19 protein-coding genes and 2 tRNA genes are annotated in these 25,427 nt (G+C 40.4%); 10 read left to right on the top strand and 11 right to left on the bottom strand.

Features of this window, described 5'->3' with window-relative positions:
* Window positions 1-4: 4 nt before the first annotated feature.
* From QT327_RS18345 to QT327_RS18335, 3 genes are all read right to left on the bottom strand, one after another.
* Entirely contained in the window at window positions 5-3,358 is a 3,354-nt protein-coding gene (locus QT327_RS18345; protein WP_149105379.1) for a SusC/RagA family TonB-linked outer membrane protein, read from the bottom strand.
* Window positions 3,359-3,467: 109 nt separating this feature from the next.
* Window positions 3,468-4,451, bottom strand: a complete 984-nt coding sequence (locus QT327_RS18340; protein ID WP_289553646.1) for a FecR family protein — start codon at window positions 4,449-4,451, stop codon at window positions 3,468-3,470.
* Window positions 4,452-4,545: 94 nt separating this feature from the next.
* Window positions 4,546-5,130: an RNA polymerase sigma factor gene (locus QT327_RS18335; RefSeq protein ID WP_013665767.1), complete on the bottom strand. Its 585-nt coding sequence runs from the start codon at window positions 5,128-5,130 to the stop codon at window positions 4,546-4,548.
* A 296-nt stretch (window positions 5,131-5,426) separates the two neighbouring features.
* Between QT327_RS18335 and QT327_RS18330 the strand changes: the two genes are divergently transcribed.
* From QT327_RS18330 to QT327_RS18310, 5 genes are all read left to right on the top strand, one after another.
* The gene (locus QT327_RS18330; protein ID WP_289553644.1) at window positions 5,427-6,368 is read left to right on the top strand and encodes a helix-turn-helix domain-containing protein; all 942 of its coding nucleotides are present in this window, start codon (window positions 5,427-5,429) and stop codon (window positions 6,366-6,368) included.
* A 98-nt stretch (window positions 6,369-6,466) separates the two neighbouring features.
* A complete protein-coding gene (locus QT327_RS18325) occupies window positions 6,467-7,231 on the top strand; it encodes an SDR family NAD(P)-dependent oxidoreductase (protein ID WP_013665765.1) in 765 nt (254 codons plus the stop codon).
* Window positions 7,232-7,375: 144 nt separating this feature from the next.
* On the top strand, window positions 7,376-7,795 hold the full coding sequence (locus QT327_RS18320; protein WP_149105377.1) for a GNAT family N-acetyltransferase: 420 nt from the start codon (window positions 7,376-7,378) through the stop codon (window positions 7,793-7,795).
* Window positions 7,796-7,814: 19 nt separating this feature from the next.
* Complete coding sequence (locus tag QT327_RS18315) at window positions 7,815-8,213, top strand: hypothetical protein (RefSeq protein WP_130856989.1); 399 nt, start codon at window positions 7,815-7,817, stop codon at window positions 8,211-8,213.
* Window positions 8,214-8,491: 278 nt separating this feature from the next.
* The gene (locus QT327_RS18310; protein ID WP_289553642.1) at window positions 8,492-11,656 is read left to right on the top strand and encodes a TonB-dependent receptor; all 3,165 of its coding nucleotides are present in this window, start codon (window positions 8,492-8,494) and stop codon (window positions 11,654-11,656) included.
* A 130-nt stretch (window positions 11,657-11,786) separates the two neighbouring features.
* On the opposite strand, the gene QT327_RS18305 is transcribed toward QT327_RS18310, so the two are convergent.
* Window positions 11,787-12,317, bottom strand: a complete 531-nt coding sequence (locus QT327_RS18305; protein ID WP_149105374.1) for an NAD(P)H-dependent oxidoreductase — start codon at window positions 12,315-12,317, stop codon at window positions 11,787-11,789.
* A 92-nt stretch (window positions 12,318-12,409) separates the two neighbouring features.
* Between QT327_RS18305 and QT327_RS18300 the strand changes: the two genes are divergently transcribed.
* The 3 genes from QT327_RS18300 to QT327_RS18290 all read left to right on the top strand — a co-directional run bounded on the left by QT327_RS18300 (window position 12,410) and on the right by QT327_RS18290 (window position 16,542).
* Entirely contained in the window at window positions 12,410-12,775 is a 366-nt protein-coding gene (locus QT327_RS18300) for a winged helix-turn-helix transcriptional regulator (RefSeq protein WP_013665761.1), read from the top strand.
* 133 nt (window positions 12,776-12,908) lie between these two features.
* Entirely contained in the window at window positions 12,909-15,290 is a 2,382-nt protein-coding gene (locus QT327_RS18295; protein WP_149105373.1) for a TonB-dependent receptor, read from the top strand.
* 13 nt (window positions 15,291-15,303) lie between these two features.
* On the top strand, window positions 15,304-16,542 hold the full coding sequence (locus QT327_RS18290) for a DUF4374 domain-containing protein (RefSeq protein WP_130856984.1): 1,239 nt from the start codon (window positions 15,304-15,306) through the stop codon (window positions 16,540-16,542).
* Between the two features lie 142 nt (window positions 16,543-16,684).
* On the opposite strand, the gene creD is transcribed toward QT327_RS18290, so the two are convergent.
* The 6 genes from creD to QT327_RS18260 form a co-directional block, all read right to left on the bottom strand.
* Complete coding sequence (creD, locus tag QT327_RS18285; protein ID WP_013665758.1) at window positions 16,685-18,034, bottom strand: cell envelope integrity protein CreD; 1,350 nt, start codon at window positions 18,032-18,034, stop codon at window positions 16,685-16,687.
* 49 nt (window positions 18,035-18,083) lie between these two features.
* Window positions 18,084-18,374, bottom strand: coding sequence for a winged helix-turn-helix domain-containing protein (locus tag QT327_RS18280; RefSeq protein WP_289553640.1), 291 nt, complete (start codon window positions 18,372-18,374; stop codon window positions 18,084-18,086).
* Window positions 18,374-19,000, bottom strand: coding sequence for a hypothetical protein (locus QT327_RS18275; protein ID WP_289553639.1), 627 nt, complete (start codon window positions 18,998-19,000; stop codon window positions 18,374-18,376). The genes QT327_RS18280 and QT327_RS18275 overlap by 1 nt, the downstream gene beginning before the upstream one ends.
* 178 nt (window positions 19,001-19,178) lie before the next feature.
* Window positions 19,179-20,525, bottom strand: a complete 1,347-nt coding sequence (locus tag QT327_RS18270) for a rhamnogalacturonidase (RefSeq protein WP_289553638.1) — start codon at window positions 20,523-20,525, stop codon at window positions 19,179-19,181.
* Window positions 20,526-20,723: 198 nt separating this feature from the next.
* Window positions 20,724-20,798, bottom strand: a tRNA-Val gene (locus QT327_RS18265).
* A gap of 82 nt (window positions 20,799-20,880) precedes the next feature.
* Window positions 20,881-21,771 (bottom strand): NAD-dependent epimerase/dehydratase family protein, encoded by an 891-nt coding sequence (locus QT327_RS18260; protein ID WP_130856977.1) that lies wholly within the window; start codon window positions 21,769-21,771, stop codon window positions 20,881-20,883.
* A gap of 311 nt (window positions 21,772-22,082) precedes the next feature.
* Here QT327_RS18260 and QT327_RS18255 point away from each other — a divergent pair.
* Window positions 22,083-22,172 (top strand) — tRNA-Ser (locus QT327_RS18255).
* A gap of 70 nt (window positions 22,173-22,242) precedes the next feature.
* Here QT327_RS18255 and QT327_RS18250 read toward each other — a convergent pair.
* Window positions 22,243-24,183 carry an HD family phosphohydrolase gene (locus QT327_RS18250; RefSeq protein WP_289553637.1) on the bottom strand — a complete coding sequence of 647 codons (1,941 nt, stop codon included), beginning with the start codon at window positions 24,181-24,183 and terminating at the stop codon, window positions 22,243-22,245.
* 386 nt (window positions 24,184-24,569) lie between these two features.
* Between QT327_RS18250 and QT327_RS18245 the strand changes: the two genes are divergently transcribed.
* Complete coding sequence (locus tag QT327_RS18245) at window positions 24,570-25,424, top strand: SPFH domain-containing protein (protein ID WP_289553636.1); 855 nt, start codon at window positions 24,570-24,572, stop codon at window positions 25,422-25,424.
* The last annotated feature ends 3 nt before the right edge of the window (window positions 25,425-25,427 follow it).

Genomic DNA, 25,427 nt, shown 5'->3' with positions numbered 1-25,427 from the left:
TTTTTTAGAATTTGACATCAATACCAAATGAATAAACTTTAACCTGAGGATAATAGGCTGCCCCTCCTAGGGATACACCATCGGCCGCACCGGCATCATATGCAATCTCCGGATCATATCCTTGCCAAAAATTTGTTGAAGTAAACAGGTTTTGTCCATTTACATAGATATACAAGTCGCTCACGCCTATGCTTTTTAGCCAATTTTTAGGCACCGTATAACCGAGTTGTATGTTTTTCAACCGCAAATAGGAGGCGCTTCGCATCCAAAAAGATGAATTCTGCGTATTATTTGCCGATGTAATGGACAAGCGCGGAAAAGCCGCATCTCGATTATCTTCCGTCCAATAATCCAATTGCCAAGGTTTAATAGCACTTGAATTAACAGTAGGTATAACATAGTGCGAATTGAGGTACCCATCTACCTTAGCTACCCCTTGAAAAAAGGCATTCAATCGGAGGCCTTTCCAACCGAAATCCAAGTTGAATCCATAGGTATAGCGAGGAATAGTGCTACCGATAACGACCTTATCATCATCGGTTATTTTGCCATCAGGAATGGGATTCCCTTGCTCGTCGAATGCACCGGCAAGGTCCTTGTACCGGATATCACCGGGATGTAAGGTTCCGAACTGTGTGGGACCGGCATCAATCTCTTCCTGCGACTGGTAAAGGCCGTCAGCAACATATCCATAGATGGAGTTAACGGCATAACCTTCCTGCTGACGTAGCAAAGTTCCAGAGGTTTGACCTTTCATATCCATGATCTCATTTTTAACATCGGAGATATTTAAACCGACCCCCAAGCTGAAATCTCCCCATTGATTATCGTAGCGGCTACTGAATTCCCAACCCGTATTGCGTACCTTCGCCGCATTTTGATAAGGAGCATTTAATCCGGTTAACTGAGAAGTATACAAAGTGAGCAGAATGCCGTCCGTATTTTTTTTGTACCAATCGGCAGTAAATGAAAAGCGTTTCCACAAGGTTGCATCCAAACCGACACCTGTCATCGTTGTTTCTTCCCATCTTAAGTCTGGGTTCGACATGGTATTTAAAGTGACAAGCTGATAAATCTTATCCGCCATGGAAATACTGCCCACAGCTAGTGTTTCGGTAAAAGGGTAATAGGAGCTACCTATGTTTTGGTTACCCAGTTTCCCCCAGGAGGCCCGTAGTTTCAGTTGATCAAGGAAACTTTTTGTATCTCCCATAAATGACTCCTCTGAAACCCTCCATCCCGCTGAAAATGACGGAAAGAAGGCCCAGCGATTCCGCTTTATAAAGCGTGAAGTCCCGTCGTAACGGAAATCCGCCTCAAAAAGATAACGATCTTTATAATCATAGTTGAACCTTCCGAAGGTAGAAACCAACAACCACTGGTCATGGGTACCATTATTATCTTTTGTTTCGTTATCAGCACCGGCCGTTAAAACTTCGTAGGTATCATAAGTAAAATCCCGCCGATAGCCCATCAGATATTTCTCATCATAAGTTTCACGAGATGCTCCCATCAGGAGTTTAAAGTTATGATTGTTCCAAGAATGATTTGCTGAGGCAAGAAATTGATAATTTCCGAAGAAGTAGCGATAAGCAGTTTCTGTCAAGGAAGTAAAGGTATTGGCAGCACCCGCTTCCGTACCGTCGTCATTGTAGGTCATCACGCTCTTTACAAACACATGCGAATTTCTTGTTCGATAACGCGGGGCTGCGATCCCCGTTAAAGAGAGCCATTTTACAGGTCGGTAGCTGATATTGAAATTTCCGATAAGCTCCAACGTGTTTCCCTTTCTATTTCCACCTTCTTCGATAAAAGCAACGGGATTTTTGTTTACCCAACCTTCTGACCACAACCCGTTTCTCCTGATTGGGATATTGGTCGGCATTCGACCAAGGTAGTTCCATATATCTCCTTCATCTGCAATTTGGAGTCTATTACTATTGGTAAGCGAGATGTCGAATTTAACAGATAATTTATCATTAGGCTCAATGTCCATATTATTCCGTACCACATAACGTTTAAACCCGGTGTTCTTAATAATCCCATCTTGGCTTACATAAGCTATCGAAGGCATAACCCTAATTTTACCGGCGTTAGCCGATAATGACACAAAATGATTATTTGTAAAACCGGAACCATTAAGAATAGCTTTTTGCCAATTAAAATTATCAGGGTCAGCCGCATATTGTTCTTCAAACGTCGCAATGGCCTCTTCACTATACAATTCGTAGCCATTATCATTCATGTTAGCTTCATTAAAAACGTTCATAAATGTTAAGCCATCCGTCACTTCCGGTATGCGTGTAGCCTTTTGCCAACCGCCATATCCTTTATAATTAAGTGAGAATTTGCCGTCAGCAGCCCTCTTGGTAGTTATTAAGATGACACCATTTGCAGCGCGAGAACCATAAATAGCGGCTGATGCGGCGTCTTTCAATACAGAAATAGATTCAATTAAATTGACGTCTACCATATCAATGGAACCGGCTATACCATCGATTAAAACCAAGGGGGAGCTATCAGATCCGCCGAATGAGTTGACACCACGTATGCGTATCTGTCCGCCATCTCCTCCCGGCGAGCCTGTTTGTGAAGTGACGGTGACACCCGGTGCCAAGCCCTGTAATGCGGTAGAAGTTGAAACAATTGGCCGTCTCTCCAACTGCTCGCTGTCAATAGTCGATACAGAACCGGTTAGATTTGCTTTTCGTTGCTTTCCATATCCAACCACGACCACCTCATTCAACGCAGCCACATCTTCTGCTAAGGTAAAATTTACCAGCACGTTAGTTGCCGCCACAATTGTTTGTGCTTTTTGCTGCGGCCGATAGGCTATATAGGATGCCTGGATGGTATAGGCTCCTGGAGGTATACTGAGGGAGAAATGCCCCTCTTCATTTGTGCTCACACTTTTATTCAATTCCAAGATTCGAATATTGGCGCCCGCCAAAGGCAATCCCTCACCGTCGATTACGCGACCGCTGACAGTGCCATTTTGTTGTTTTTTGCGTAAGACTACCGTATGAGGGTCTCGCTCCTCGTAAGTAATGGGTGTACCTTCTAATAACACGTCCAATACATGCGCTACAGACCGGGCCTGAAAATGCTTCGCTTTAACATCGATTTTTTCCAGTTTTAACAATTTCTCATCGAAGGCAAATTCGACTTGACTTTGCATTTGAAGGTGCTGAATCGCCGCATATAATGTGCTATTCTTAAAGGTGATATTTACCGACCTCTCCAGGACCTGCCCATTAGAAGGTTCCGCAAGCAAAAGTTGCGAAAACGAGATGATAACGGTATAAATTAAAATGGTAATGCGCATAACTTCCCGTATGAACAGTGCGTTTTTATTCATAAGTTTGTATTTCTTAGTTAAAAAATAGGGCTAAGGAGCTATGCGTAGGGTCTCAAGCTAGTGCATAGCGTAGATCATTAAACAGGCGCCACTTTGACGCCTGTTTTCTTCAAGGATATATCGTTACTACATTATCTTTCCTCCTATATTTGGTGTTATGGATACCACAGATGATGGCCATGGTTTCCTCTAAAGATCGGTCTGCATGTATGGTTAAATTGTAATGATGATTCGCGGTTCTTCCCTCCCCGTGTTCCAAACGCACACCGTAAAGATTGTATAAGGTCTGTGCAAGTTCATTAAAGTCCGCTTTTTGTAAGACAACAATTCCTCTTGTCCATGCATTAACCTCATCGTTATTTAAGCCGATACGTTCTGTCTGTCCATTCGCCTTTCGGTAATTAAGTCCCTTAAAAGCAGTAAGTTCATCAAGAACTCGCTGCGAATCACTTACACGTACTTTTCCATGCTGCACTTCTATCGTCACATCGTCCAAGGTCTTATATGATTTCACATTAAAGGCTGTACCAAGAACCTCCATCTTTAAACTTGGTGTGTGAACAATAAAAGGCCTGAGACTGTCTCGTGCAACTTCAAAATAAGCTTCACCTTCGTCAAGAAATATTTCTCGTTTATTCGCCAACAAAGGTTCACGAATCCGGATTGTAGAATTCGCGTTGACATAGAGCATGCTACCATCCGGTAAATCGACTTTCTTTATTTGCTTGATTCCTGTTCTGATTTGATGGTATGCACTTACAACATGAGTGGAAGTTTCGCCGAATTTATCGTTTTGGTGGCTATAAAGCCAAACCATAGTTCCCAATGCCAGTACGAACAGCGCTGCGATGGCCGCCCAGCGAAAAACAGCTGTTTTCCGGAGGGGCGTCTTTTTCGGTTGAATAGCTCCATGAATACGTCCGTAGAGTTCCTCTTTTAACGCAGTCATGCTCTCCTGATCTTCCATACCGGGCACCCCCACTTCCGACTCTCCAAAAGAGTCATACCAGCGTTGCAGGAGTTCACGCTTCTCGGTAGACAGCTTACCCTGAAGATAACCATCCATTAACCGTTTGAATTCATTTTTATCCATGCGAAAATAAGAGCAGGGTAAATCCCGTGTTCTACCAGTAAGTAGCACTTAGGGCTCATCCGTCCCGATAAAATCGATTAATAAATAATTAACTTTAGGTTAATAAAATGTAAAGAACCAAACAAATAGCGGATAGGTCTTCCGGAAAGTCCTTGGCAAGTGCTTTTCGTAATTGATGGAGGCCTTTGCTGATATTGTTTCTGACTGTTTTTTCGGCGAGGTTGAGTGAGTTTGCAATCTCGTCAACACTATAATCCTGAATACGAAGCTTAAAAATTTCGCGCATGGTATCCGGCATTTGATGCAATTCACGATTCAAGGCTGCTTGTAGATCGTGTTGCGTTAAAAGGTCCGGCATTTGACCATGTACTTCTACCATCCTTTGATAAAGATAGCTGAATGCACGATCCTGAATATCCATTTTCCTGAAATGAGCAATCAGCTGATATTGCAATGCCGTTCGCAAATAGGTATCAATACTGGTATTTATTTGGATAGTTGCACGTTGTTGCCAGCAATAAACAAATACTTCCTGCACCATATCCTTAGCCAGCGCTACATCTTGTAATCTTCTGTAAGCAATAATATAAAGCTTTTTCCAATGTGCATTGAAAATAGAGGTATAATTTTCCTCTGAGATTTGAAGCTTTTTGTCCTCCTGAAACGGTGGGTTGACCATGGTATTAATGCCATATTGCACTCGGGCAACAAAACTAAAAAATAACTAGGCTTTGGCTGACGCAAAGCGTATTAAGTTTACATTAATTTATTTACTATTCCTTCAGTTATAGTCTCTAGTTATACGTTCCAAGCAAAGGCTGCACTACTTGTCTTGATACTTGTGTCTTGATACCTATGTCTTGACACCTATCTCTTAATACCTACCTGCCTACCGGCAGGCAGGTGTCTTTATAAAGGAATAAATTGCAATCCAACTTCTTCTTTGCTATCTTTGAATTTTGCAAATCCCTTCTTATGGCAAAGAACATTAAAAGCACATCGCTCGATGAATTTTATCGGGAGGCTGCCAAGTTTACCGGCAGGGAAATACAAACGCTTTTACCTCGAGGCATCAATAAAGAAATAGGCCATTTTAATGTGTTTGATATCGCCGAAACAATTCAACAGGTAAAACAAAAACAAGTTATGCCCTATAATCGTCGGGCTTATTATAAAATCAGCTTTATTAAAGGTAAGAATCGGGCCGAATATGCAGATAAAGTAATTAACGTCGAGAAAAATGCTTTACTGTTTGCGACGCCCAAAGTACCTTATCACTGGATTCCATTGGATGAAAAACAGGGAGGATCTTTTTGCGTATTTACAGACGAGTTCCTTATAAAAAACAAATCGGGTGTTGTGCTAGACGAATTACCCATTTTTCAAGTGGGAGGTTATCCCGTTTTTGAAATAACGGACGAAGAGGCTGAAGAGATAGCTTATATATTTAAAAAAATACAAAAAGAAATTGCGTCTGATTACGCATATAAGTATGACTTAATCCGCAATTATGTATTGGAATTGATTCATTACGGACAGAAATTACAACCCGCTACTATCCTCCAAGCTCATCAAAACGCTGCCACTCGTATTATTTCTTTGTTTATTGAATTATTGGAACGCCAATTTCCTATTGATTCGACCCATCAGCGTTTGATGTTGCGCACTGCGAAAGAATATGCAGAGAGGCTGGCCATTCATGTAAATCACTTAAATAAGGTGCTGAAAGAACATACAGGTAGAACGACAACCGACATTATAAGCAGTCGTATAGCACAAGAGGCAAAAATACTACTCAAACAAACAGACTGGAACATTTCAGAAATTGCGTACAGCTTAGGTTTTGAAGAGGTGGCGCATTTTTCCAACTTTTTTAAGAAGCAAACTTCCTTAGCGCCATTGACGTTCCGATCGTAATTATCTTATTTGATTTTTGCAAAGAGCCGATTGATGTTTGCAAACATCTCCTCACCTTTTGATAGATCTTTGTGTTATCAAATAAAAAGAGATAAACAATGACAACAAAAAGTAAAATTGCCTTGGTAACCGGCGGCAGTCGCGGACTAGGCAAAAATATGGCCATTAATCTTGCTAAAAAAGGAATTGATGTGATTCTTACTTATAACAGCAATCAAAGCGAGGCAAACAATGTGGTAGCAGAAATTCAATCGCTTGGCCAAAAGGCAATCGCTTTTCAATTGGACACCAGTAACATCAAATCCTTTGACGATTTTCTGCTGCGTGTAAGCAATTATTTGACAGAACAGAACGGGAACAAACATTTCGATTTTCTTATTAATAATGCCGGAACCGCACTTTATGCTCCCTTTGCAGAAACAACAGAAGAGCAATTTGATGAGGTGTTGAATATCCACTATAAAGGGGTCTTTTTTTTAACGCAAAAGGCTTTACCATTTATTAACGATGGCGGCCGTATTATTAATATTTCATCCGGTTTGGCCCGGGTTTCTTTTCCCGGTTCTTCGGCTTACGGCTCTATGAAAGGAGCAATTGAAGTGCTTACGAGGTACTTGGCGAAAGAGCTGGGTCCTCGCCGTATTGCCGCCAATATTGTGGCACCGGGCGCCATCGAAACGGACTTTGGTGGCGGTCGTGTACGGGATAATAAAGAAATCAATGACCATGTCGCTAGTGTTACTGCCTTAGGACGAGTCGGTTTACCTGACGATATCGGCGGTGTAGTGGCCTTTTTATGTACTGAAGATGCTAAATGGATCAATGGTCAACGCATTGAGGTTTCAGGAGGAATGATGTTGTAAGATACCCAAAGAATAAATTGCTCCAATTTTAAGTTCAGGTTGACAGGATTAAACTACGTTTATTCTTGCCAACCTTTTTTTGATTTTTCCCGAATGATAAAAGCGTAAATTTATTATATTTAAGAAGTTAAAGAAGATATGCTGATGAAAAACGAGCTTTATTATATATCAACGGATAAATCACTCATAAATATGGAGATCGTTTTTAACTTTTTACATAACGATTCATATTGGGCACAAGGCCGGTCTCGGGAGACTTTCGAACGATCCGTGACAAACTCGCTCTGCTTCACGCTTTTGGACTCGACAGATAAGCAAGTTGGCTTTGCACGTGTCATAACAGATTATGCCGTCTTCGCCTGGCTATTGGATGTTTTCATTCTCGACAATTATCGAGGCCTCGGTTTAGGTAAAAAACTGATTACTACGATTATGGAACATCCGGATCTTCAGCAAATAAAACGATGGGCTTTGGGAACCAAGGATGCTCACGGTTTATATAAAAAGTACGGTTTTAAACCACTAGCCCATCCTGAAAACATGATGGAACGGCGTCTATATTAATTTGTAATTTTATCGACATATGAACCAACGACTACTTTTCGAAGGGCGTGCATTATGGATACATGATTTTGAGATCCAACAAATGGGCTACAACGAACGATTTACCATACGACATTTTTCATTTACTCCTCCGCTTGCCAAACATGAAGGACATATCATCCTAACTGACGCAGATATAATTTTAGATGGGAGTGAATACAAGCGCATTCCATTAAGTAATATTGAAGAACTGTATTACGGTTTTGATGAGCATTATACACCTGCATCAGTAAAGAATTTTGGCGCTTTTTGGAAGCCTATTCGGATCAGATATGGTTATGCCGGCATTCTTTATCTCATTATTAATTATCGATATTTTTATACTGCCAATGAACATTTTCTATCTTTACTTAAAAACCTATTGGTTCCCGAACAGTGATAGAATAGGCGATAAGCTTGTCGAGCCAAACCCAATTAATCCACCCACTTCAATCGGGTGTCCGACCCGCTCTCCTCGAATAGCTTTTTAATCCCCTCACCTATTAGTCCCTGTCTTCAATTACCTTAAGATCAACAAAGGTTAATCATTTCTTAACGAAGTCCAAACATTTGCATACTAGTTTTGCCGGCAACACAATCGGTAAAAATGCATAACGATGATCCGCATCTCAATTTTTCAATTATCCACTATTAGCAAGTAAACTCGAAGACAGACAAATGAACGCAAAATCTATCCCATTTTTTACATGGTTAGCATTATTTTTATTACCCATGATGCACGCTTGGTCGCAAGGAACCGAAGCTACTATTTTAGGTACCGTATCAGAAACCGAAGGTCCCGTCTCCGGTGTATCCATTACTGTAAAAAATGAATCGACCGGTTTTAAAGTAACGACAATGACGAATGAAAAAGGCAATTATACCTTTCAACAATTACCCTTGGGGTCTCCTTATACAGTTACAGCAACCTACATTGGTTATACAGAGCAGAAAAAAACGGGTTATACACTCAATTATGGCGATGAGCTAGTAGTCGATTTCAAATTAGCCGCTAGCTCCAACCAATTAGACGAAGTGGTTGTACAAGGTAACGATATGAGAAATGCGATTAAAACTTTAGGAGCTTCCACGGCAGTAACCGCCACCGAACTGACTAAACTACCGGTAAACGGACGTAATTTCTCGTCCTTGATCGATCTTTCTCCTGTAAGCAACGGAAATACATTGGCTGGTCAGATTGCGTCTTCAACCAACTATACAGTAGATGGTATGACATCCCGAAGTACCATTGCGGGCGGCAATAGTGGCGGAGCCTATTCTATTTCTATGGAAGCGATCAGGGAGTTCAAAGTGGTTACGAATGAATATGATGTAACGAATGGAAGAAGTGGTGGTGGAAGTATTACAACCGTTACAAAATCAGGCACTAACACGCTTTCGGGAAGTGCGTTTACTTTTGTACGTACCGACTGGTTATCGAGTAAGTACAACTTAAATGGGACCCCTCGTTCCCAAAAATTTTCGACTTATCAATATGGTTTCTCTTTAGGAGGACCGATCGTTAAGGATAAAGCGCACTTCTTTGTTGCTTGGGATCATCAGGCGGATTCGCGTCCACTTTATATAGCGGACATCCAAAATCCTGCAGATATCGTTCGATACAAAGTGACACAGCCAACGCTGGATGAATTTACCCGTATAGCCCGAGAAAAATATGGGTTTAATTCCAATGCTCTTTTTGGTGCCTTTGATAAGAGTAAAACCACCGATGCGGCATTTGCGCGGGTGGATTGGCAGTTAAATGAAAAAAACTTGCTGACCATCCGAAACAATTTTATCTATGATATGGATAATCAGCAAGAGGGTGATAATTCGGGCATCAACGCTTTCGAATCTTACGTAAATCGTAAAAACATCAACAATAGTTTGATGGCCTCGCTACGTAGCTCCGTCAACTCGAAGCTTACAAATGATTTGAAAGTACAACACTTCTATGAGAGTACGGAGGTTATGCATAATGTGGATGGTATAGGAAAAAACCAAAGTATCCCACGAGTTATTGTTGAGAATGTAGAATCCATCGACGGTGATAAGAAATATTATAACTCCATTCAAATGGGTGGACAACGTTTTGCTCCCGAATGGTTTAAAGGCAATGTATTCCAATTAGTGAACAATCTATATTATAACACAGAGAAGATAAAATATACATTCGGTGCTGACATTATGTACACAGACATGAATTTCAGGTACGGGAGTGAAATGAACGGTCGTTTCTATTTTACCGGACTTGACAATTTCAACGACCTAGCGCCTTATCGCTATGCACGCGATGTGTATATGACCGATCATGAAAATACAAAAGTGAACAATTTGGCCGCGGGGATATACGGGCAGATGGAAACCCGACTAGCAACGGGCTTGGATCTGGTGGCAGGTATCCGATTTGATAATACCCGCTACTTACGAAAAGCCAATTTCAATCAGCTCGTTTACGATGAGTTGAGTATTGCTACCGACAACGGTATCAATACGTTTCAAATTCAACCACGTATCCAATTCAATTGGAATATAAACGATGAAGGAAAAGACATTATTCGTTTCGGGGCGGGTATTTTCGGTTCCAACCTGAATCCTTACTCCATGTTGAACAATATGTTATTTGATGGTACTCGTATAGCGGGTGTAGACATTACCGATCCAAGCTTGATGCCTACGGTAAACTTCCCCAATTACCGTAATGATCCAAACACTGCCCCTGGACGTGATTTAATTAACAACTCTAGCATAGAAAAGCTTGTCACTATTAACACAAACAGCGCAGACGTTAAAGTACCAACAGTTTATAAAGCAAACCTCTCCATCAACCATTTTTTCACACCGACACTGCGGATAGGCATCAGTGCCTATGGAACATGGGCACGGAACAATTATATGTACGTTGATCGTAATATGGTTGATCAACCTTATTTTAGGATTGCGGCGGAGGATAATAGAGGGGTTTATGTACCTGCAGAAAGTATCCGGGAAGACAACGGTGCTGCCAACTGGGTAAATAGCCGGAAAACATCTAAATTAGGGCGTGTTTTGGAAATGAATAGCGATGGCAAAGTAAACTCTTATACCTTTGTTGTAGACGGAACCTATCGCTACTATAAGGATGGGCAAATCAATGTTTCCTACACTTGGAACGATACAAAAGACAATACTTCATATAATGGTAATGTTGCTAATACCGCCACGCTATCGCTGATGGTGCGCGACGATCCTCGAAACCTAAGTGGCATGGCCTATTCTGACAACCAATTCCGCCATAAGGTCGTCTTCTACGGTACGGCGCCGAGTATCCATGGCATCACGGTTGGTCTACGTTTTAGTGGCATTGGCGGCACACGTTATTCACTTGCTGTAGCCGGCAACATGAACGGCGATTTCGTTTCATCGAACGATCTTGCCTTTATTTATAATCCCAATGGCCCAAATACACCGGAATACATTCGTGACGGTATCAACGCCATCTTAAATAATCCGGAAGCTGAGCAAAGCGTAAAAGATTATATTAATAAAAACCTAGGCAAAGTTGCAGAACGTAATGGTGGTATCAATAACTTTTATGGGGTTTTCGATTTACGCCTCGCTAAAATGTTTCGTTTCTATAAAACACATGGGCTGGAAGTGTCTGTGGATATTTTCAACATTGCCAATATGTTCAATAAAAACTGGGGTGTAGGACATAACTTAGGTAAACAGAACATTTACAGCATTAAGAGTTTCGACCCGGATGCATTACAGTATGTCTATAATATGAATGGCACTACCGGTGTGTCTAATTTAAATGGCAATCCTTTTCAAGTGCAATTAGGACTACGTTATGCCTTCTAGCAGTATTAAGAGGCATATCACATCCAGACTTACTTGGAAATAAAGAGGGTTCTGCTTTTTATTCACTTAACCAAGACAGGTCGCACAAACCTGTCTTGGTTAAACTTTATTAATTAGCAACGCATTCTCTTTACAAAGCATCAATAAAAGCAAGATAGTCGAGGGCACTCTGTTCCACTCGTTGGGGGATGGCTCGATGTTCTGCTCCATAAAAGGCAAAGAAAGATCGGTAATCGGCCCGTACATATTCAAACGTTATCTCAAACGGGGCGACTAACTGTTCCAGTGTATATTTATACCTTCCGGCAGGATGATAGTCTTCCGCCTCAATACCTGCCGTAATGCCCATGGCCAGCTTCTTCCCTTGTAATTTATAACTACTACCTTTGCCGTATGCCCATCCATGAGTTAACACTTCGTCTAACCATTTCTTAAAAAGGGGTGGACAGTTGAACCAATAAAACGGAAATTGGAATACGATTTTATCATAGGCCTCCACTAACTGCTGCTCATTTATAATATCCAGTTTTTCATCCGGATAGACCTGGTGTAAGTCATGCACAACATACCGATCGGGATACTTTGCTAATTCTTCCAACCAGCGTTTGTTGATAACCGAATGTTTAAGATCTGAATGAATTACGATTATTAATGTTTTCATATCGCTTGTATATCTTTCACACAAAAATAGCGTGGTAACTATCGATTTGGTATATTAGCATCCCATTGTTTGGTACCAACAAAAATGTAAGTATGACGAAAATAAAGGAAAGCTCAACTAATTTCGAAAATAAACAAGCACTAAGCTCCGAATGCATGGAAGTATATGCAGCAAACCTTATTGGTGGGCAATGGACATTAGCGATATGCTGCTATCTAATTAATGGAAAACTACGCTTCGGTGAGCTAAAAAAGAAACTTCCGAACATTACCGAGCGTATGTTGACTTTACAACTACGAAAGCTGGAAGAAAATAAGTTGGTGAAACGTACCGTCTACGCGGAGGTCCCGCCTCGTGTTGAATATGAATTAACCGAAAGCGGACAGCGGTTGAAGCCAATACTTGGAATGTTAGAAAAATGGGGAAAAGAACACCAGCTGTTGATGGCGACTGATTAAAGATTTTATTTATTTTTAATTATTCTAAATAAGATGCTATCTTTGGCAAAAATAAAGGCCATACAGTTCGCACCTGTATAGCCTCCTAACATTTTGTCAGGTAACTTTTAACACTTAGTCAATATTAAAAGCAATGCAAATTAAGAAAATTTTGCTAATGGGAAGCTTATGCCTCCTGTTTTTCTCAACCTATTCCCAACAAAAAAAGGCACCTTCCATTTCGGGAAAAATCATGGATGAACACGGGGCTCCTGTTGTAGGCGCCTCCATTCAAATCACTAATGGTCCAGCTGCACATACCGACGGACAGGGTATTTACCTGCTTCAACGAGTAGCAAATGGAAAACATCGTTTAATTGTATCGGTAGTTGGTTTCAAAAAGGCAGAAAAAACAATACAACTTAATAATAGCGATCTAGTTGTCGATTTTAGCTTAACTCCAGACATTAATCAAATGGAAGAAGTTACGGTAATCGGTCGCACCTCCAATCAAGAGATCAATCGACAGGCCTACAATGTGACATCTTTGGATGCTAGCAAATTACACAATACTACGTTAGATTTATCTCATGCATTGGATCGGGTATCCGGTGTGCGTGTACGGGAAAACGGCGGCGTAGGATCGACCTTTAATTTTTCACTTAACGGCTTCACCGGAAGACAAGTAAAGTTTTTTATTGATGGCATACCGATGGATAATTTCGGGTCGTCCTTTCAGATAAACAATATCCCGATCAACCTTGCTGAACGCGTGGAAGTTTATAAAGGGGTCGTGCCTGTTTGGTTGGGATCTGATGCTTTAGGAGGAGCCGTAAACATCGTGACCGACAACAGTAAGCAGAACTACCTAGACGCCTCCTATTCGTATGGCTCTTTCAATACGCATCGATCTGCCGTTAATTTGGCATATACGTCACCTAAAGGTTTTACTTTTCGCTTAAATGCATTTCAGAACTATTCAGATAACGACTACAAAGTAACCGTGACCGAAACGGATTTGTATACCCAACAAATTTACCAAAACATTAAAGTAAGACGTTTTCATGATAATTATCACAATGAGACAGTCATTGCCAATGCAGGTGTGGTAAACAAGTCATTCGCTGATCAATTATTATTAGGCGTGACGCTAGGTAAAAACTTCTCCGAAGTGCAGACGGGAGCCCGCATGGAAAGTGTTTTCGGTGCTTGGCATCGGCGAGGAAACATTGTAATGCCAAGCGTTAAATACATAAAAAAGGATCTGTTTCTTAAAGGTTTGGATTTACGAATTACCGGAAATATTAATCTCGGAGAAGAACAGAACATCGATACGGCATATCGTCGTTATAACTGGTTTGGGCAGTTTAAAGAATACCCTGGGGAAGGCAGCGAAAGGCAACGGTCCATGTATAAATATAAAAACAACAATGGGATCGTAACGGCGAATCTAGCCTACAGACTGAACGAGCAACATTCTTTCAACCTAAACAATGTAGTAACCACCTTTAATCGCAAAGGCTCGGATGAATTATTTCCGGAAGATGAGAATTATGATCAACCACGGAAGACACGAAAGAATGTACTTGGCTTTGGGTATCGGTTTGCTGCTAACGAAAAATGGAATACTTCTGTATTTGCTAAGCACTTTTACCAACGTACTGATTATTCTCAGAGTTATAATCCAAGTGGTGGTTGGGGAGATGTGGCCTATAATCAATTGAGCAACAGTATCAATAAAATAGGATATGGCATTGCCAGCACCTATTTTATTCTTCCAAATCTACAATTGAAGGCGTCTTACGAACGCAGTTATCGACTACCTGAAGCAGAAGAGTTATTCGGTGATTTACTGAATTTAGAGGGTAATATTGACTTGAAACCCGAGAAAAGTGATAATTTCAACGTCGGTTTCAGCTACCAAACGCATATCAACCAAGTTCATCGTTTTAGTTTCGACGGAAATCTACTTTATCGCAATGCGAAAGATTTTATCAGACCACGTTTAAATCCGAACGAAACGAAGCAACTCTTAGGAAACCTGGCAGATGTCACCAATTTGGGCGTTGATGGTGAAGTACGTTATTCATTTAAGAATATTTTTACGGCGGGCGTAAATATGACTTATCAGAATTTACGCAATAATACAAAATATGAAGACGGATACACCATGGAAAGTCCGCTATACCGTGATAGAATTCCCAATATGCCTTATCTTTTTGGCAATGGCGACGCCTCCTTATTCTTTAATAATGTGGGAAAACAAGGCAATACGCTTAGTTTAGGGTATAATATCCTTTATGTACACGCTTATTATTTATCCTGGCCAAGCCAGGGGGATACCCAGACAAAACGTGATATTCCGCGGCAATGGAATCAGGATGTAAATGTAACCTACACCTTAGCGAATGGAAAATATAATATCGGTTTAGAATGCAAAAACATCGTTAACAACCGATTATACGACAACTTCTCGCTACAGAAACCAGGCCGGGCCTTCTATGTTAAACTGCGTTATTTTATTAATAAATATTAAAACTGATCAAACGATGAAAACACGCTATAAATCTTTACTTTTCTTTTTTGCTGCCTTGCAATTGGCGGCATGTGATGAACCGCTCGAATATTTTAATGTAAATGACGGGGACGATGTGCTGACAGGCAAGTCTAAATATGTCGTGACTGCTACCCCGGTAGGCACGCAAGGCGTCGCTGATTACCTATTGCTGGCGGATGATTTAGAGAACGGCATGATAACCACGCAGGGAAATGGTATAGAGCAGGATGGGTCGTATCGTTATTATGTAACTCATCGAAACCGATTTTTTAGCTTGTTATACGGACAAGGGAATCCAGGTGCCGTAACAACGTACCGCCTCGACTCATTGGGCAAATTAGTTAAGGTCTCCGACTTTAAATCGGAAACCGTACAGGTTTTTGCACCGGCACAAAACGACATTCTCCTCATGAAAGTGCCTCGATCCGGTAATGAATTTTCGCAAATGTATCGCGTAGATGCCAGACAATATCGTGTAGTTGGTGAAGAGCAGGTAAACATTGTTCAACTGGCTGGAAATGGCGAACGGGCACATTTTACCTGGGCAACCCAAGTTGGTAATAAAATATACGCGCCGTATATGAGTATCAAGGGTTGTTGCGGTGATGCTTTCGGAACAGCTTTTCCCGACAGTAGTTGGGTAGCCGTATTGTCTTACCCGGAGTTAAAGGTGGAAAAAGTTATCCGAGATAATCGCACCAGCTACATTGGCGATTACTTTCTAAATGGTTTGGTTGAAACCGAGTTAGGTGAGGTGTATGCGTTTTCCCCTGCCGCTGCTACAAACAATTCGCAGCTTACAACAACGAATCCTTCCGCGATTGTACGAATTAACCGTACCACGGAAGAGTTCGACCAAAATTACTTTTTCAATGTGGAGGAAGTTTCAGGTGGCTACCACATTGCCGCTTGGACCTATTTAGGCGAAAATAAATTCATACTTACCCTATATGCCGAACCCAATAGCACAGACGGACAAGCCAGAAAATTTGCCATTGCAGATGTCAGCAATAAATCCTTTAAATGGGTTACAGGGACACCGGAAGACATTACCAGTGTAACTACCATTAACAATTTTGTCCCTTTAGACGGTATACGGGGTTATATTGGCATTACTACAGCGAGTGAAGGCAGCTTCGTATATGTGTTTGACGCAAATCTGGCAACGGCTAAAAAAGGTTTAAAAGTAGAGGGCGGAACCATTACGGCAATTCATAAGCTTAACTATTAAAAGGGCTAAAACGTCATCTTCTTTCATATCATCCCGCGGTTGCTAGCTTGCGGAATGGGGTTGAAAAACATAGTGCCTGCCTACCTTTAGCAGACAGGCACTATGATCGAAATGAACGGTTCGATGGTACCTTTAGACACCGCTAATCATTATTTTCCCAAGAAATCTTGGAGGAAGCATACATGAGCATGGCTATTACAATAAATAAGCCAATGCTCCCCACCAACAAAGCCATTTCCTGCAGTTGAATTATAACATATATGAAAATATAAAAAACCGCAAGAATACCGGTTAACAGCATAGCAGATTTCCCCTTTTTAAGAATAGTGGAAATAAAAGAACCAATTAATATAATAGTAGCCAAAGAGGCAATGATATAGGCCCATGTAAAACCAAGCTGCTCGCTAAAAGATAAAAGCAATGTATAATAAACCACCATCGCCAAGCCAATCAACACATATTGCACAATATTCACAAAGCTTTTTGTTATAAACTCGGTAAATAGCAGCGATACAAACGTAAGCAGAATAATTAACATGGCATATTTTGCAGAACGCATGTTTTTCTGATACTGGTCTACCGGTAACAGGAAATTTACCCCACAGCTATTTCCGGATTCAGCGTCGCTTAAGCGAGCGCCATCATTATCCACCCATTGCTGAGGGAAAGGACGATTAAAATGAGGAATGTTCCATTGGGAAGCAAAAGAAGAGTCAGAAATATTCCGTGTTTCGGGCAAATAGCTACCGATAAAGCTAGGGTCTTTCCATTTCCCGGTTAATTCAAAATGGGTATTCTTTCCAATAGGTGTTAAAGAAAACCCTTCGCTTCCTCTAAGCTGGAGTTCAAAGCTAAAAGAACGTTGGGTACTTCTCTTTTTACTTAAATCGATAGCGCTGGCGAGACTATTTTTGAAGACACGTACATCAGAAAAGCTGGGTTCCATTGCAACCGTTGTATCGCCCAAATTAATCTTTGGAATCTCTTTAAGCCCTTTAACATCTCGTACATTTACCAGAAGCTGGGCTTTATCCCATAATAAATGTTGCGGATCAATACCTAATTTCTTTAAGTCCAATTCTTCAAAGTCACCTTTAATCGATACTTTCGCATTATAAACGACCGCATCAAATATTCCGCGATGTAGAAGCTGCGGTAGAGCGTCTGCGTGGACGTGGAGATTATTAGGCATTAGAAATACATGTTGTTTAACTTCTTCAATAGTAATATTGCCTTTATCATCTTTGATCCGTTGAAATGCCGTATATGGTATAACCAAAATAGGACCGATTACATTTTGGTTACCTGACCAGCTTTTTGCTATTTCGTCCATGACTTCCTTCTGCCTCCCTTGCCGTTCACGGATAAGATCAGTTACCCATGAAGAAGGGATAAGTAATAGCAAACTGAGGAAACCAACCATTGCTAATTTTGCTGTTGCAGACCTCCTTAACCAAGTTAGTAAGCCATTTTTTTCTTTTTGATTTTCCATTTTTTTAGATTAAAAGTACTTTGTATTTCAAAGTTAACAGATAAAAAAATTATTTTTGTTGTTTAATAAGCTTTTCCAGTGATTCCAAATGCTTTTTAAAGGCTTCTAACCCTCTTTGCGTTGCCTCATAACGAGTATTGGGTTTGCGCCCAATAAAGCTTTTATTAACGGATATGTATTCTTCCTTTTCCAACGCCTTTAAATGCGAAGCAAGATTACCATCTGTTACTTCTAATAAGTCTTTGAGCGAACTAAAGTCGTAACTTTCATTTGCTGCTAATACGCTCATGATCTGCAAGCGTATACGACTTTCAAATGCTTTATTAAATTGTTCTAACACTATTTTGCCCTATCGTATTTAGCATACATTACCGAACCATAAATTATATGAAGGATTCCAAAGCCACCTGCCCAGAATAATAACCCATATCCAGGCATCATTGCTGCAAAAAGACCTAAAATCACTTGCAGTATACCCAACCATTTCACATCGTTAAATGTATAATGGCTACCGGAAATCAATGCCAAGCCGTAGAAAATAAGACAAGCTGGCGCGATCACTCCGAAATAGCCTCGATATAATAAAATCAGAATTAAAAGCCCCCCCGTTAATAAAGGTATGCCTGCGTTGAGCAATAAGGCCTTACTTGCTGTATTCCAGATCTTCTGATGACGTTGTTGCGCTTTTCGTGCGCTCAATACGACCGCGGTAGTAATTGACAGTATGAGTACCAAGACGGCGACTACCACAAGCTTGCTAATAGTTTCCTGATCGTGCAGGGAATAATTGTCATAAGTCATGCCGTTATCGGTCCGATAAACTAATCGGTATCCGATATATGCACCGATAAGCGCGTAAATGCCCGCTAGGACACCGGATAAACCATGGAGCGATATAAATTTGGCAGAACGTTCCATTAAACTGCGGATGGAGCTTAATTCCGCCATCAGGTCTTTTTCCTTCATAAAAGTACTTTGAATTACAAAGTTACAAAATTCTTTGAAATATCCAATATAAATAGGCATTAATTAGCAGGGATTTTGCTTTACTACACGTTATGGTGTTTGTATTAAAATACATTCCACTTGGACGCACCTAAGTCCGCGGCATTATTAGCACAAGGTTGAATTTCTCTACTATCTATTAACGTATCGTCAGCTCGTTTACTTTCACATCGATTAAGGAAAGATCTTGAACCAAGCCCTTGTTATAGCTCGCATTCTTAGCTGTGATATTGAGATGTTCAAAGGTAAATTTTGATAATTTATCGTATTCATTTACGTCTATATCAAAAAAGACCTCACAAGTCAAATTTATATTCCGTAAGGTAATATTTTCCGAATATGACAGCGGTACATCCTTTCTCCCTTGCAGATCGAAGAACTGCGTCCAAGGCTTTACATAAATCAGACTATAAGCATTTCCCTTTATATTCTCCACTGTCACAAATTCGTATTTTTGCGGTGTATCCGGTCGCATTTTCAACCATAACAGTCTTTTAGCATCGTTCACGCTGCAATTCCGCATCAGGATATTTTTATTGTGAATAGCTTCACTTCCACAAGTTAAAGCAGCGTGGCAAAAACCGAATTCGCAATCTTCAATAAGGATATTGTAGTTTCCGCCATTACCGGGATCGCGATCAGCCCAAGGCCCCTTCCCTCCTTTCAGCGCAATGGCATCATCGTTAACCGACAAATAACACCCTTTGACTAGCACATTGGTGCAAACATCTAAATCAATGGCATCCGTACTTGGTGCTTTGACCGGCGCATGCGGAGAAGTAATACGTACATTTAAAATTTTAACATTATGGCATTGATAATAATGGCTGCTCCAAAAACCGGCGTTTCTCAGTTTGACATCTTGTACCTGCACATCATTGCACTTCCAAATAAATACCAATCTAGGCCGTGAAACTTCTAAATTAGTACATTTTGGATTTTCTTCCCTTCTTTTCCAAAATGCTTCCCAATACCTAAGTCCATTCCCATCAATCACCCCATTTCCGGATATAGTAAAGCCGTTTACTCCATAAGCGTTGATCAACGCTGCGAAATAATCGAGGTTTTGTCCTTCCATTCTTGAGGGAATCTTAGGGTAATCGGCAATATTATCAGAGCCTTTTAAAACAGCACGATCAGCAACATACAGATGGGTTTTAGGCTTAAAGAACAAAGCACCGCTCATGAACGTTCCTTTAGGGACTATAATAACACCGCCACCGTTTTCTGCTGCTCGATCTATCACCTGCTGAATAGCTTTCGTTTGTACAATCGTGCTATCCGCAGAAACACCAAAATCTGTGATCACATAGGGCTTTCCCAACTTTTCTAACGGAACCTTGGAAGTATCAGAAAACCATTTAGGAATTTTTGTTCCATCAGGAAAGAGATTCCCTTCTGTATCTTGGGCCAAAGCGATAAAGGGAGCTAATAAAAATAAAACGAACGAAAGGCTTTTATAAATTGGGGAAAGGCTTATATCCATATGCATTCTCTTGATTAGTTGCCACAAAGGTAGGCTAAATTTATAGAAACGACTATTTTTGATGTCTATTTAACATTTATTAAAGCACTTTTTCTAGTCTATCGCAAAAAACATATTCATGCATAGCAGTCAAAAAATGTGTTCAATAACTTTCAGTGAAAGAAGGATACAAAGAAGAGAACGATAAATAATAATAAGTGGGAAATACAGGGCTCGAACCTGTGACCCCTGCCTTGTCGAGGCAGTGCTCTGAACCAACTGAGCTAATTTCCCTGAATGTGCCACAAAAATAATTTATTTACTGATGATACCAAATCATTTTGTACAATAATGAAGAAAATAGCCCATTCAACCTTTAAATAAAATCGTGTATCGAAGAATAGTTTGGCGTCCATCCCAATAACTGTCTAGCTTTATCGGAACTGCATCTACTATTTGATCCTAACGCGAAGTAAGCGCCTTCTGATCCAAAGTGGGATACAGCTTCATCTATACTAATAGAACTCAGCTGCCCCTCCCTACCTATTCTCTTACTAATAGAAAGCGCAATATCTCGCAATGAGGACTCTCCATTTTCTGCATAGAAGTAAGAGCCTGCTTTTGCTTTTTCAAGCACTTTCAGATAAAGTTCTGCCAAATCCTCAATATGTACATTAGACCAAATATTCTCGCCACTTTCAATGTGAACGCCGGCACCTCTTTCTTTTGATAACTTTAGCAACATGGGGATCTGTATACTTTCTTTCTTTAGCCCCAACCCCTCTCCATAGATCATAGTTGGTACAATCACAATACTACGAATTCTTTGTTGTGCCGATTTAATAATATGATTGTTGATAATTACGCGATGTACCTTTTCAAAGCGCGCATCCAACGGAATATCTTCTGTGTATATGAAGTTACTTTTTTCTCCATTTTCCTTATTTCCCAATATACTGGATCCAGAAGTATGGATAAATGTTTTATCCGTTCCTTTAAGCGCCTGTAAAAAAGTATCGATGACATAAGGATCATCAGCATCGGCAGCATGGATAATTGCATCTGCTTTTTTACTCTCTTCTCTCAACAGCGGTGCATCTTGTAGCGTGCCCAATACGGGATTTATGCCAAGCTCTTTTAGCTTCTCTGTGTCGCTTTCCTTTCTTACCAACCCCGAAACCTTATATCCCTTATCTACTAATAACTTAGCTATTGATCCTCCAATATAGCCTGTAGCACCTGTAATAAATATTTTCTTTATTGACATAATAACTTTATTAATACAAACAAATTTACTGCGAAACGTTCTATCAATATAATTAGTTAACTAATAGAATTGTATTATAAATTTTATACCGAAATGTAGGTTAAGTAAACAAGTTGGTTGTCGGATATGATCAACAGACGATAGTAAAGTGCTTTCCCCCTGACTTTGAAAGCACGGCGCCATTCCTTTTTCCTTTTTTATCAGCTTGACCTCCAAAATGATAGCATATTGATAAAAAAAATGTTTGGATTTGGTATTCAGAAAATTTGAAATAATAATTTTTTGTATTAGGTTTGCAATCCCAAAAGGGAGGTGAGGTGCCTGAGAGGCCGAAAGGAACAGTTTGCTAAACTGTCGTACTGGAAACGGTACCGCGGGTTCGAATCCCGCCCTCACCGCCAAACAATAGTAAACCCGATGAAGTCGGGTTTTTGTGTTTAATGGCTATTACCAAGTTTGCTTGCGAGCGACTTATTCAACTTCTCTCGTCTTTTTCACATCGTAATCTACCCGCACATGGTAAATACTCATCAGCATTCGCTTAAATATGGCTCGAATGGCTTCTACCTCCTGTAGCGTTATATTACTGTTTCGCAACTGACCTTGCGCTAATTTACCATCAATAATTTTATCGACCAAGTTACTTATATTTTCTGCATCAGGCTCCTTAATACTCCGGGAAGCCGCCTCTACCGAATCGGCCATCATTAAAACGGCAGTTTCTTTTGAAAAAGGAATGGGCCCGGGATAACGGAAAACTTGCTCGTCAACGATTTTATCAGGATGCGCTTTAATAAAAGCATTATAGAAATAATCGGTACGGGTAGTTCCATGATGTGTCCGAATGAAGCTAATGATCGACTCCGGCAGTTGGTGTTTATGCGCCATATCGATGCCCTTACTTACGTGTGAAATAATGATCTGAGCACTTTGCTCAAAGGTTAGCCCATCGTGTGGATTATATCCCTTTGTCTGATTTTCAATGAAATATTGCGGATTTTGCATTTTACCTATGTCGTGATAGAGGGCACCTGCTCTTACCAATAAGGCGTTTCCGCCAATTTTATAAATGGCCGCTTCGGCTAAATTGGCAACTTGTAATGAATGTTGAAAAGTACCCGGTGCCTTATAGGATAATTCACGCAATAGGGAAGAATTGGTATTGGTGAGCTCCATAAGGGTTACGTCCGATGTGATACCAAATAGTCGCTCAAATGCATAAATAAGCGGATACGCTAACAAGGTCAAGCCAACGCTGACAATAAATGGAACAAACGAAGCATAACCTACATCTTCGATCGAACCATCCCGGATTAAGATTATACCAAGATACGCCACAAAATAGGTAAGCAAAATAATCACCGATGAAATCAGAAATTGCTCTCTTTTAATCAATGTCTTAATGCTATATATACTTACCATCCCGGCAGTTACTTGTAAAAAGGCAAATTCAAAACTGTTAGGCACAAAGAAACCCGATACCAACACCATGAGAAGATGAATATTGAGCGCCAAACGCGTGTCAAATAAAATGCGAACGATGATCGGCACGATGCAGAACGGAATGTAGTATAAACTTGACAGCTTTAATTTAAGGGACCATGATAAAACGATCAACATTCCGGTAACCACCAATAAAATTAAGGACAATAGACGATTATTGGAAAATACGTCAATCCTAAAGAGATAAAGAAAAACCATTAGCAAGGTGACAACCAATCCTACTACTAGAAATTGCCCGATCACCACCACATTTCTATCCCCACCTATCTTTGCTTCTTCTTCATAAGCCATTCGCAAAGATTCGACCTTCTGAAAAACTTCGTTATTCACCATACTGCCGTTTGCTACTATCAACTCTCCGCGTTGAACCATCCCCCGAGTAGTAGATATATTATTAATAGCCTCGGCAATCAGTTTATCCGTAAGACGCTCATTGTAAACGTAATTGGGCTGTATATAATCGCCTACTAAGCTTTTTAACCAATCTTTTTCAGTTATACTGCTTTTAGAATCGATGATACTGTTGGCATAGGCTAAGGCAGTTTCTCTGGTATATACTTCCGCTGTGTTCTTTTTTTCCGTTATATTATTCGTTACCAGATTAAAATTATAATGCTCTCCTTTTGTTTGGAACTTTTTAGTCAGTCCAATAACTCCACGATCATAAATATGTGCTAAAATTTGCGTAACTGTTTGACTATAGAGCCCCATCTCCCGATCTTCCTGCCCACTTCCCTTCCACTTTCCTTCAAATTCAGCTAAAAAGCGTTCAGTCTCCTCCCCCTTGGTTTCTGTATGGTTATCGTAAACGGGATATACAGATTCAAGCACTTGTTCTCGATCTGCCCTTATCTCGTTCGGCGTTTTAAGGATGGCAAAATTATAGGGTGCGATTAAATCTTCGTGCATCCATATTTTACCCTTTTCGTACTCAAACCTAAACCGCGGTTGTTTTGGTAAAAATATGCAGATAACGATGACGCTGAGCACCATATCCCATATTTAAAAACGGCCGGATTATTTGAATATACAGATGGAGTCCTTCTATTTTTTGACACTTTTTTGATTTGATTTCTTTAAAACCTAATACAAACTTATAGAAAATTGTTTTATATAGGGCGATGCCCATAAAATTTTGCGCGCCAAACACAAGACATTTAACAAGAGACTTATATTAACGAAGGTTTTTTTTGGTCTATTCTTATGAATATTTTATCCTGTTAACGCGAGCTCTTTTTTTGATTTTTTCATTTTATTTTGATATCATTGTGATATCATTATAAAACATGAAAATCATGAAAGAAGAAAAATCTACTACTGCGGTATCAGGCTATATAGCTATTGTTGTGCTTTTGATTGTTGCAATTGCGATCTTTGCCGGCGCCATGTACAATAACACTTGGATGGTTGCTCTTGGCATTCCGATTTCGTTGGCGATCCTTAAAGGTCTTACGGTTATTAATCCGAACGACTCAAACGTGCTGATTCTCTTCGGAGATTATATCGGAACAGTGAAAAAGGAAGGCTTCTTTTGGATCAATCCGTTTGCGGTCAGGAAGAGAGTATCACTAAAAGCGCGCAACCTAAACGGGCATAAAATGAAAGTAAATGATAAATTGGGAAATCCGATAGAAATAGCAGCCGTTACGGTATGGATGGTAAAAGATACCGCAAAAGCGTTATTTGCAGTTGACGATTACATTCAGTACGTTCAAGTGCAAAGCGAAGCTGCAGTACGACATTTGGCCAATTTATTTGCATATGATAACTTTGAAGACGAAGAAGCAACTATCACGCTAAAAGATGGCGCACAACAGGTTAGCCAAATGCTCGAAAGAGAACTTAACGAACGACTGGAAAGGGCCGGTATAGACGTTATCGAAGCAAGGATAACACACTTGGCTTATGCGCCCGAAATAGCCAGTGCCATGCTACAAAGACAACAGGCTACCGCAGTGGTAGCTGCTCGAAAGCAAATCGTAGAGGGCGCTGTAGGAATGGTTGAAATGGCATTGGAAAGATTATCTGCTAAAGATATCGTGCAACTTGATGAGGAACGTAAAGCAGCCATGGTGAGCAATCTATTGGTTGTATTATGTGGAGAGAAGAGCGTTTCTCCGGTAGTCAATACCGGAACACTTTATAATTAAAAG

This window comes from Olivibacter sp. 47 (assembly GCF_030372825.1).
GTDB classification, from domain to species: domain Bacteria; phylum Bacteroidota; class Bacteroidia; order Sphingobacteriales; family Sphingobacteriaceae; genus Olivibacter; species Olivibacter oleidegradans.
The sequence above is the reverse complement of the archived record's forward strand: the minus strand, read 5'-3'. Positions and strand labels throughout refer to the sequence as shown.

What these genes read in the sequence shown, in the direction of transcription:
- QT327_RS18345 (WP_149105379.1), bottom strand. Translation starts at nt 3,358, where the DNA reads ATGAATAAAAACGCACTGTTCATACGGGAAGTTATGCGCATTACCATT.
- QT327_RS18340 (WP_289553646.1), bottom strand. Translation starts at nt 4,451, where the DNA reads ATGGATAAAAATGAATTCAAACGGTTAATGGATGGTTATCTTCAGGGT.
- QT327_RS18335 (WP_013665767.1), bottom strand. Translation starts at nt 5,130, where the DNA reads ATGGTCAACCCACCGTTTCAGGAGGACAAAAAGCTTCAAATCTCAGAG.
- QT327_RS18330 (WP_289553644.1), top strand. Translation starts at nt 5,427, where the DNA reads ATGGCAAAGAACATTAAAAGCACATCGCTCGATGAATTTTATCGGGAG.
- QT327_RS18325 (WP_013665765.1), top strand. Translation starts at nt 6,467, where the DNA reads ATGACAACAAAAAGTAAAATTGCCTTGGTAACCGGCGGCAGTCGCGGA.
- QT327_RS18320 (WP_149105377.1), top strand. Translation starts at nt 7,376, where the DNA reads ATGAAAAACGAGCTTTATTATATATCAACGGATAAATCACTCATAAAT.
- QT327_RS18315 (WP_130856989.1), top strand. Translation starts at nt 7,815, where the DNA reads ATGAACCAACGACTACTTTTCGAAGGGCGTGCATTATGGATACATGAT.
- QT327_RS18310 (WP_289553642.1), top strand. Translation starts at nt 8,492, where the DNA reads ATGAACGCAAAATCTATCCCATTTTTTACATGGTTAGCATTATTTTTA.
- QT327_RS18305 (WP_149105374.1), bottom strand. Translation starts at nt 12,317, where the DNA reads ATGAAAACATTAATAATCGTAATTCATTCAGATCTTAAACATTCGGTT.
- QT327_RS18300 (WP_013665761.1), top strand. Translation starts at nt 12,410, where the DNA reads ATGACGAAAATAAAGGAAAGCTCAACTAATTTCGAAAATAAACAAGCA.
- QT327_RS18295 (WP_149105373.1), top strand. Translation starts at nt 12,909, where the DNA reads ATGCAAATTAAGAAAATTTTGCTAATGGGAAGCTTATGCCTCCTGTTT.
- QT327_RS18290 (WP_130856984.1), top strand. Translation starts at nt 15,304, where the DNA reads ATGAAAACACGCTATAAATCTTTACTTTTCTTTTTTGCTGCCTTGCAA.
- creD (WP_013665758.1), bottom strand. Translation starts at nt 18,034, where the DNA reads ATGGAAAATCAAAAAGAAAAAAATGGCTTACTAACTTGGTTAAGGAGG.
- QT327_RS18275 (WP_289553639.1), bottom strand. Translation starts at nt 19,000, where the DNA reads ATGAAGGAAAAAGACCTGATGGCGGAATTAAGCTCCATCCGCAGTTTA.
- QT327_RS18270 (WP_289553638.1), bottom strand. Translation starts at nt 20,525, where the DNA reads ATGGATATAAGCCTTTCCCCAATTTATAAAAGCCTTTCGTTCGTTTTA.
- QT327_RS18260 (WP_130856977.1), bottom strand. Translation starts at nt 21,771, where the DNA reads ATGTCAATAAAGAAAATATTTATTACAGGTGCTACAGGCTATATTGGA.
- QT327_RS18250 (WP_289553637.1), bottom strand. Translation starts at nt 24,183, where the DNA reads ATGCACGAAGATTTAATCGCACCCTATAATTTTGCCATCCTTAAAACG.
- QT327_RS18245 (WP_289553636.1), top strand. Translation starts at nt 24,570, where the DNA reads ATGAAAGAAGAAAAATCTACTACTGCGGTATCAGGCTATATAGCTATT.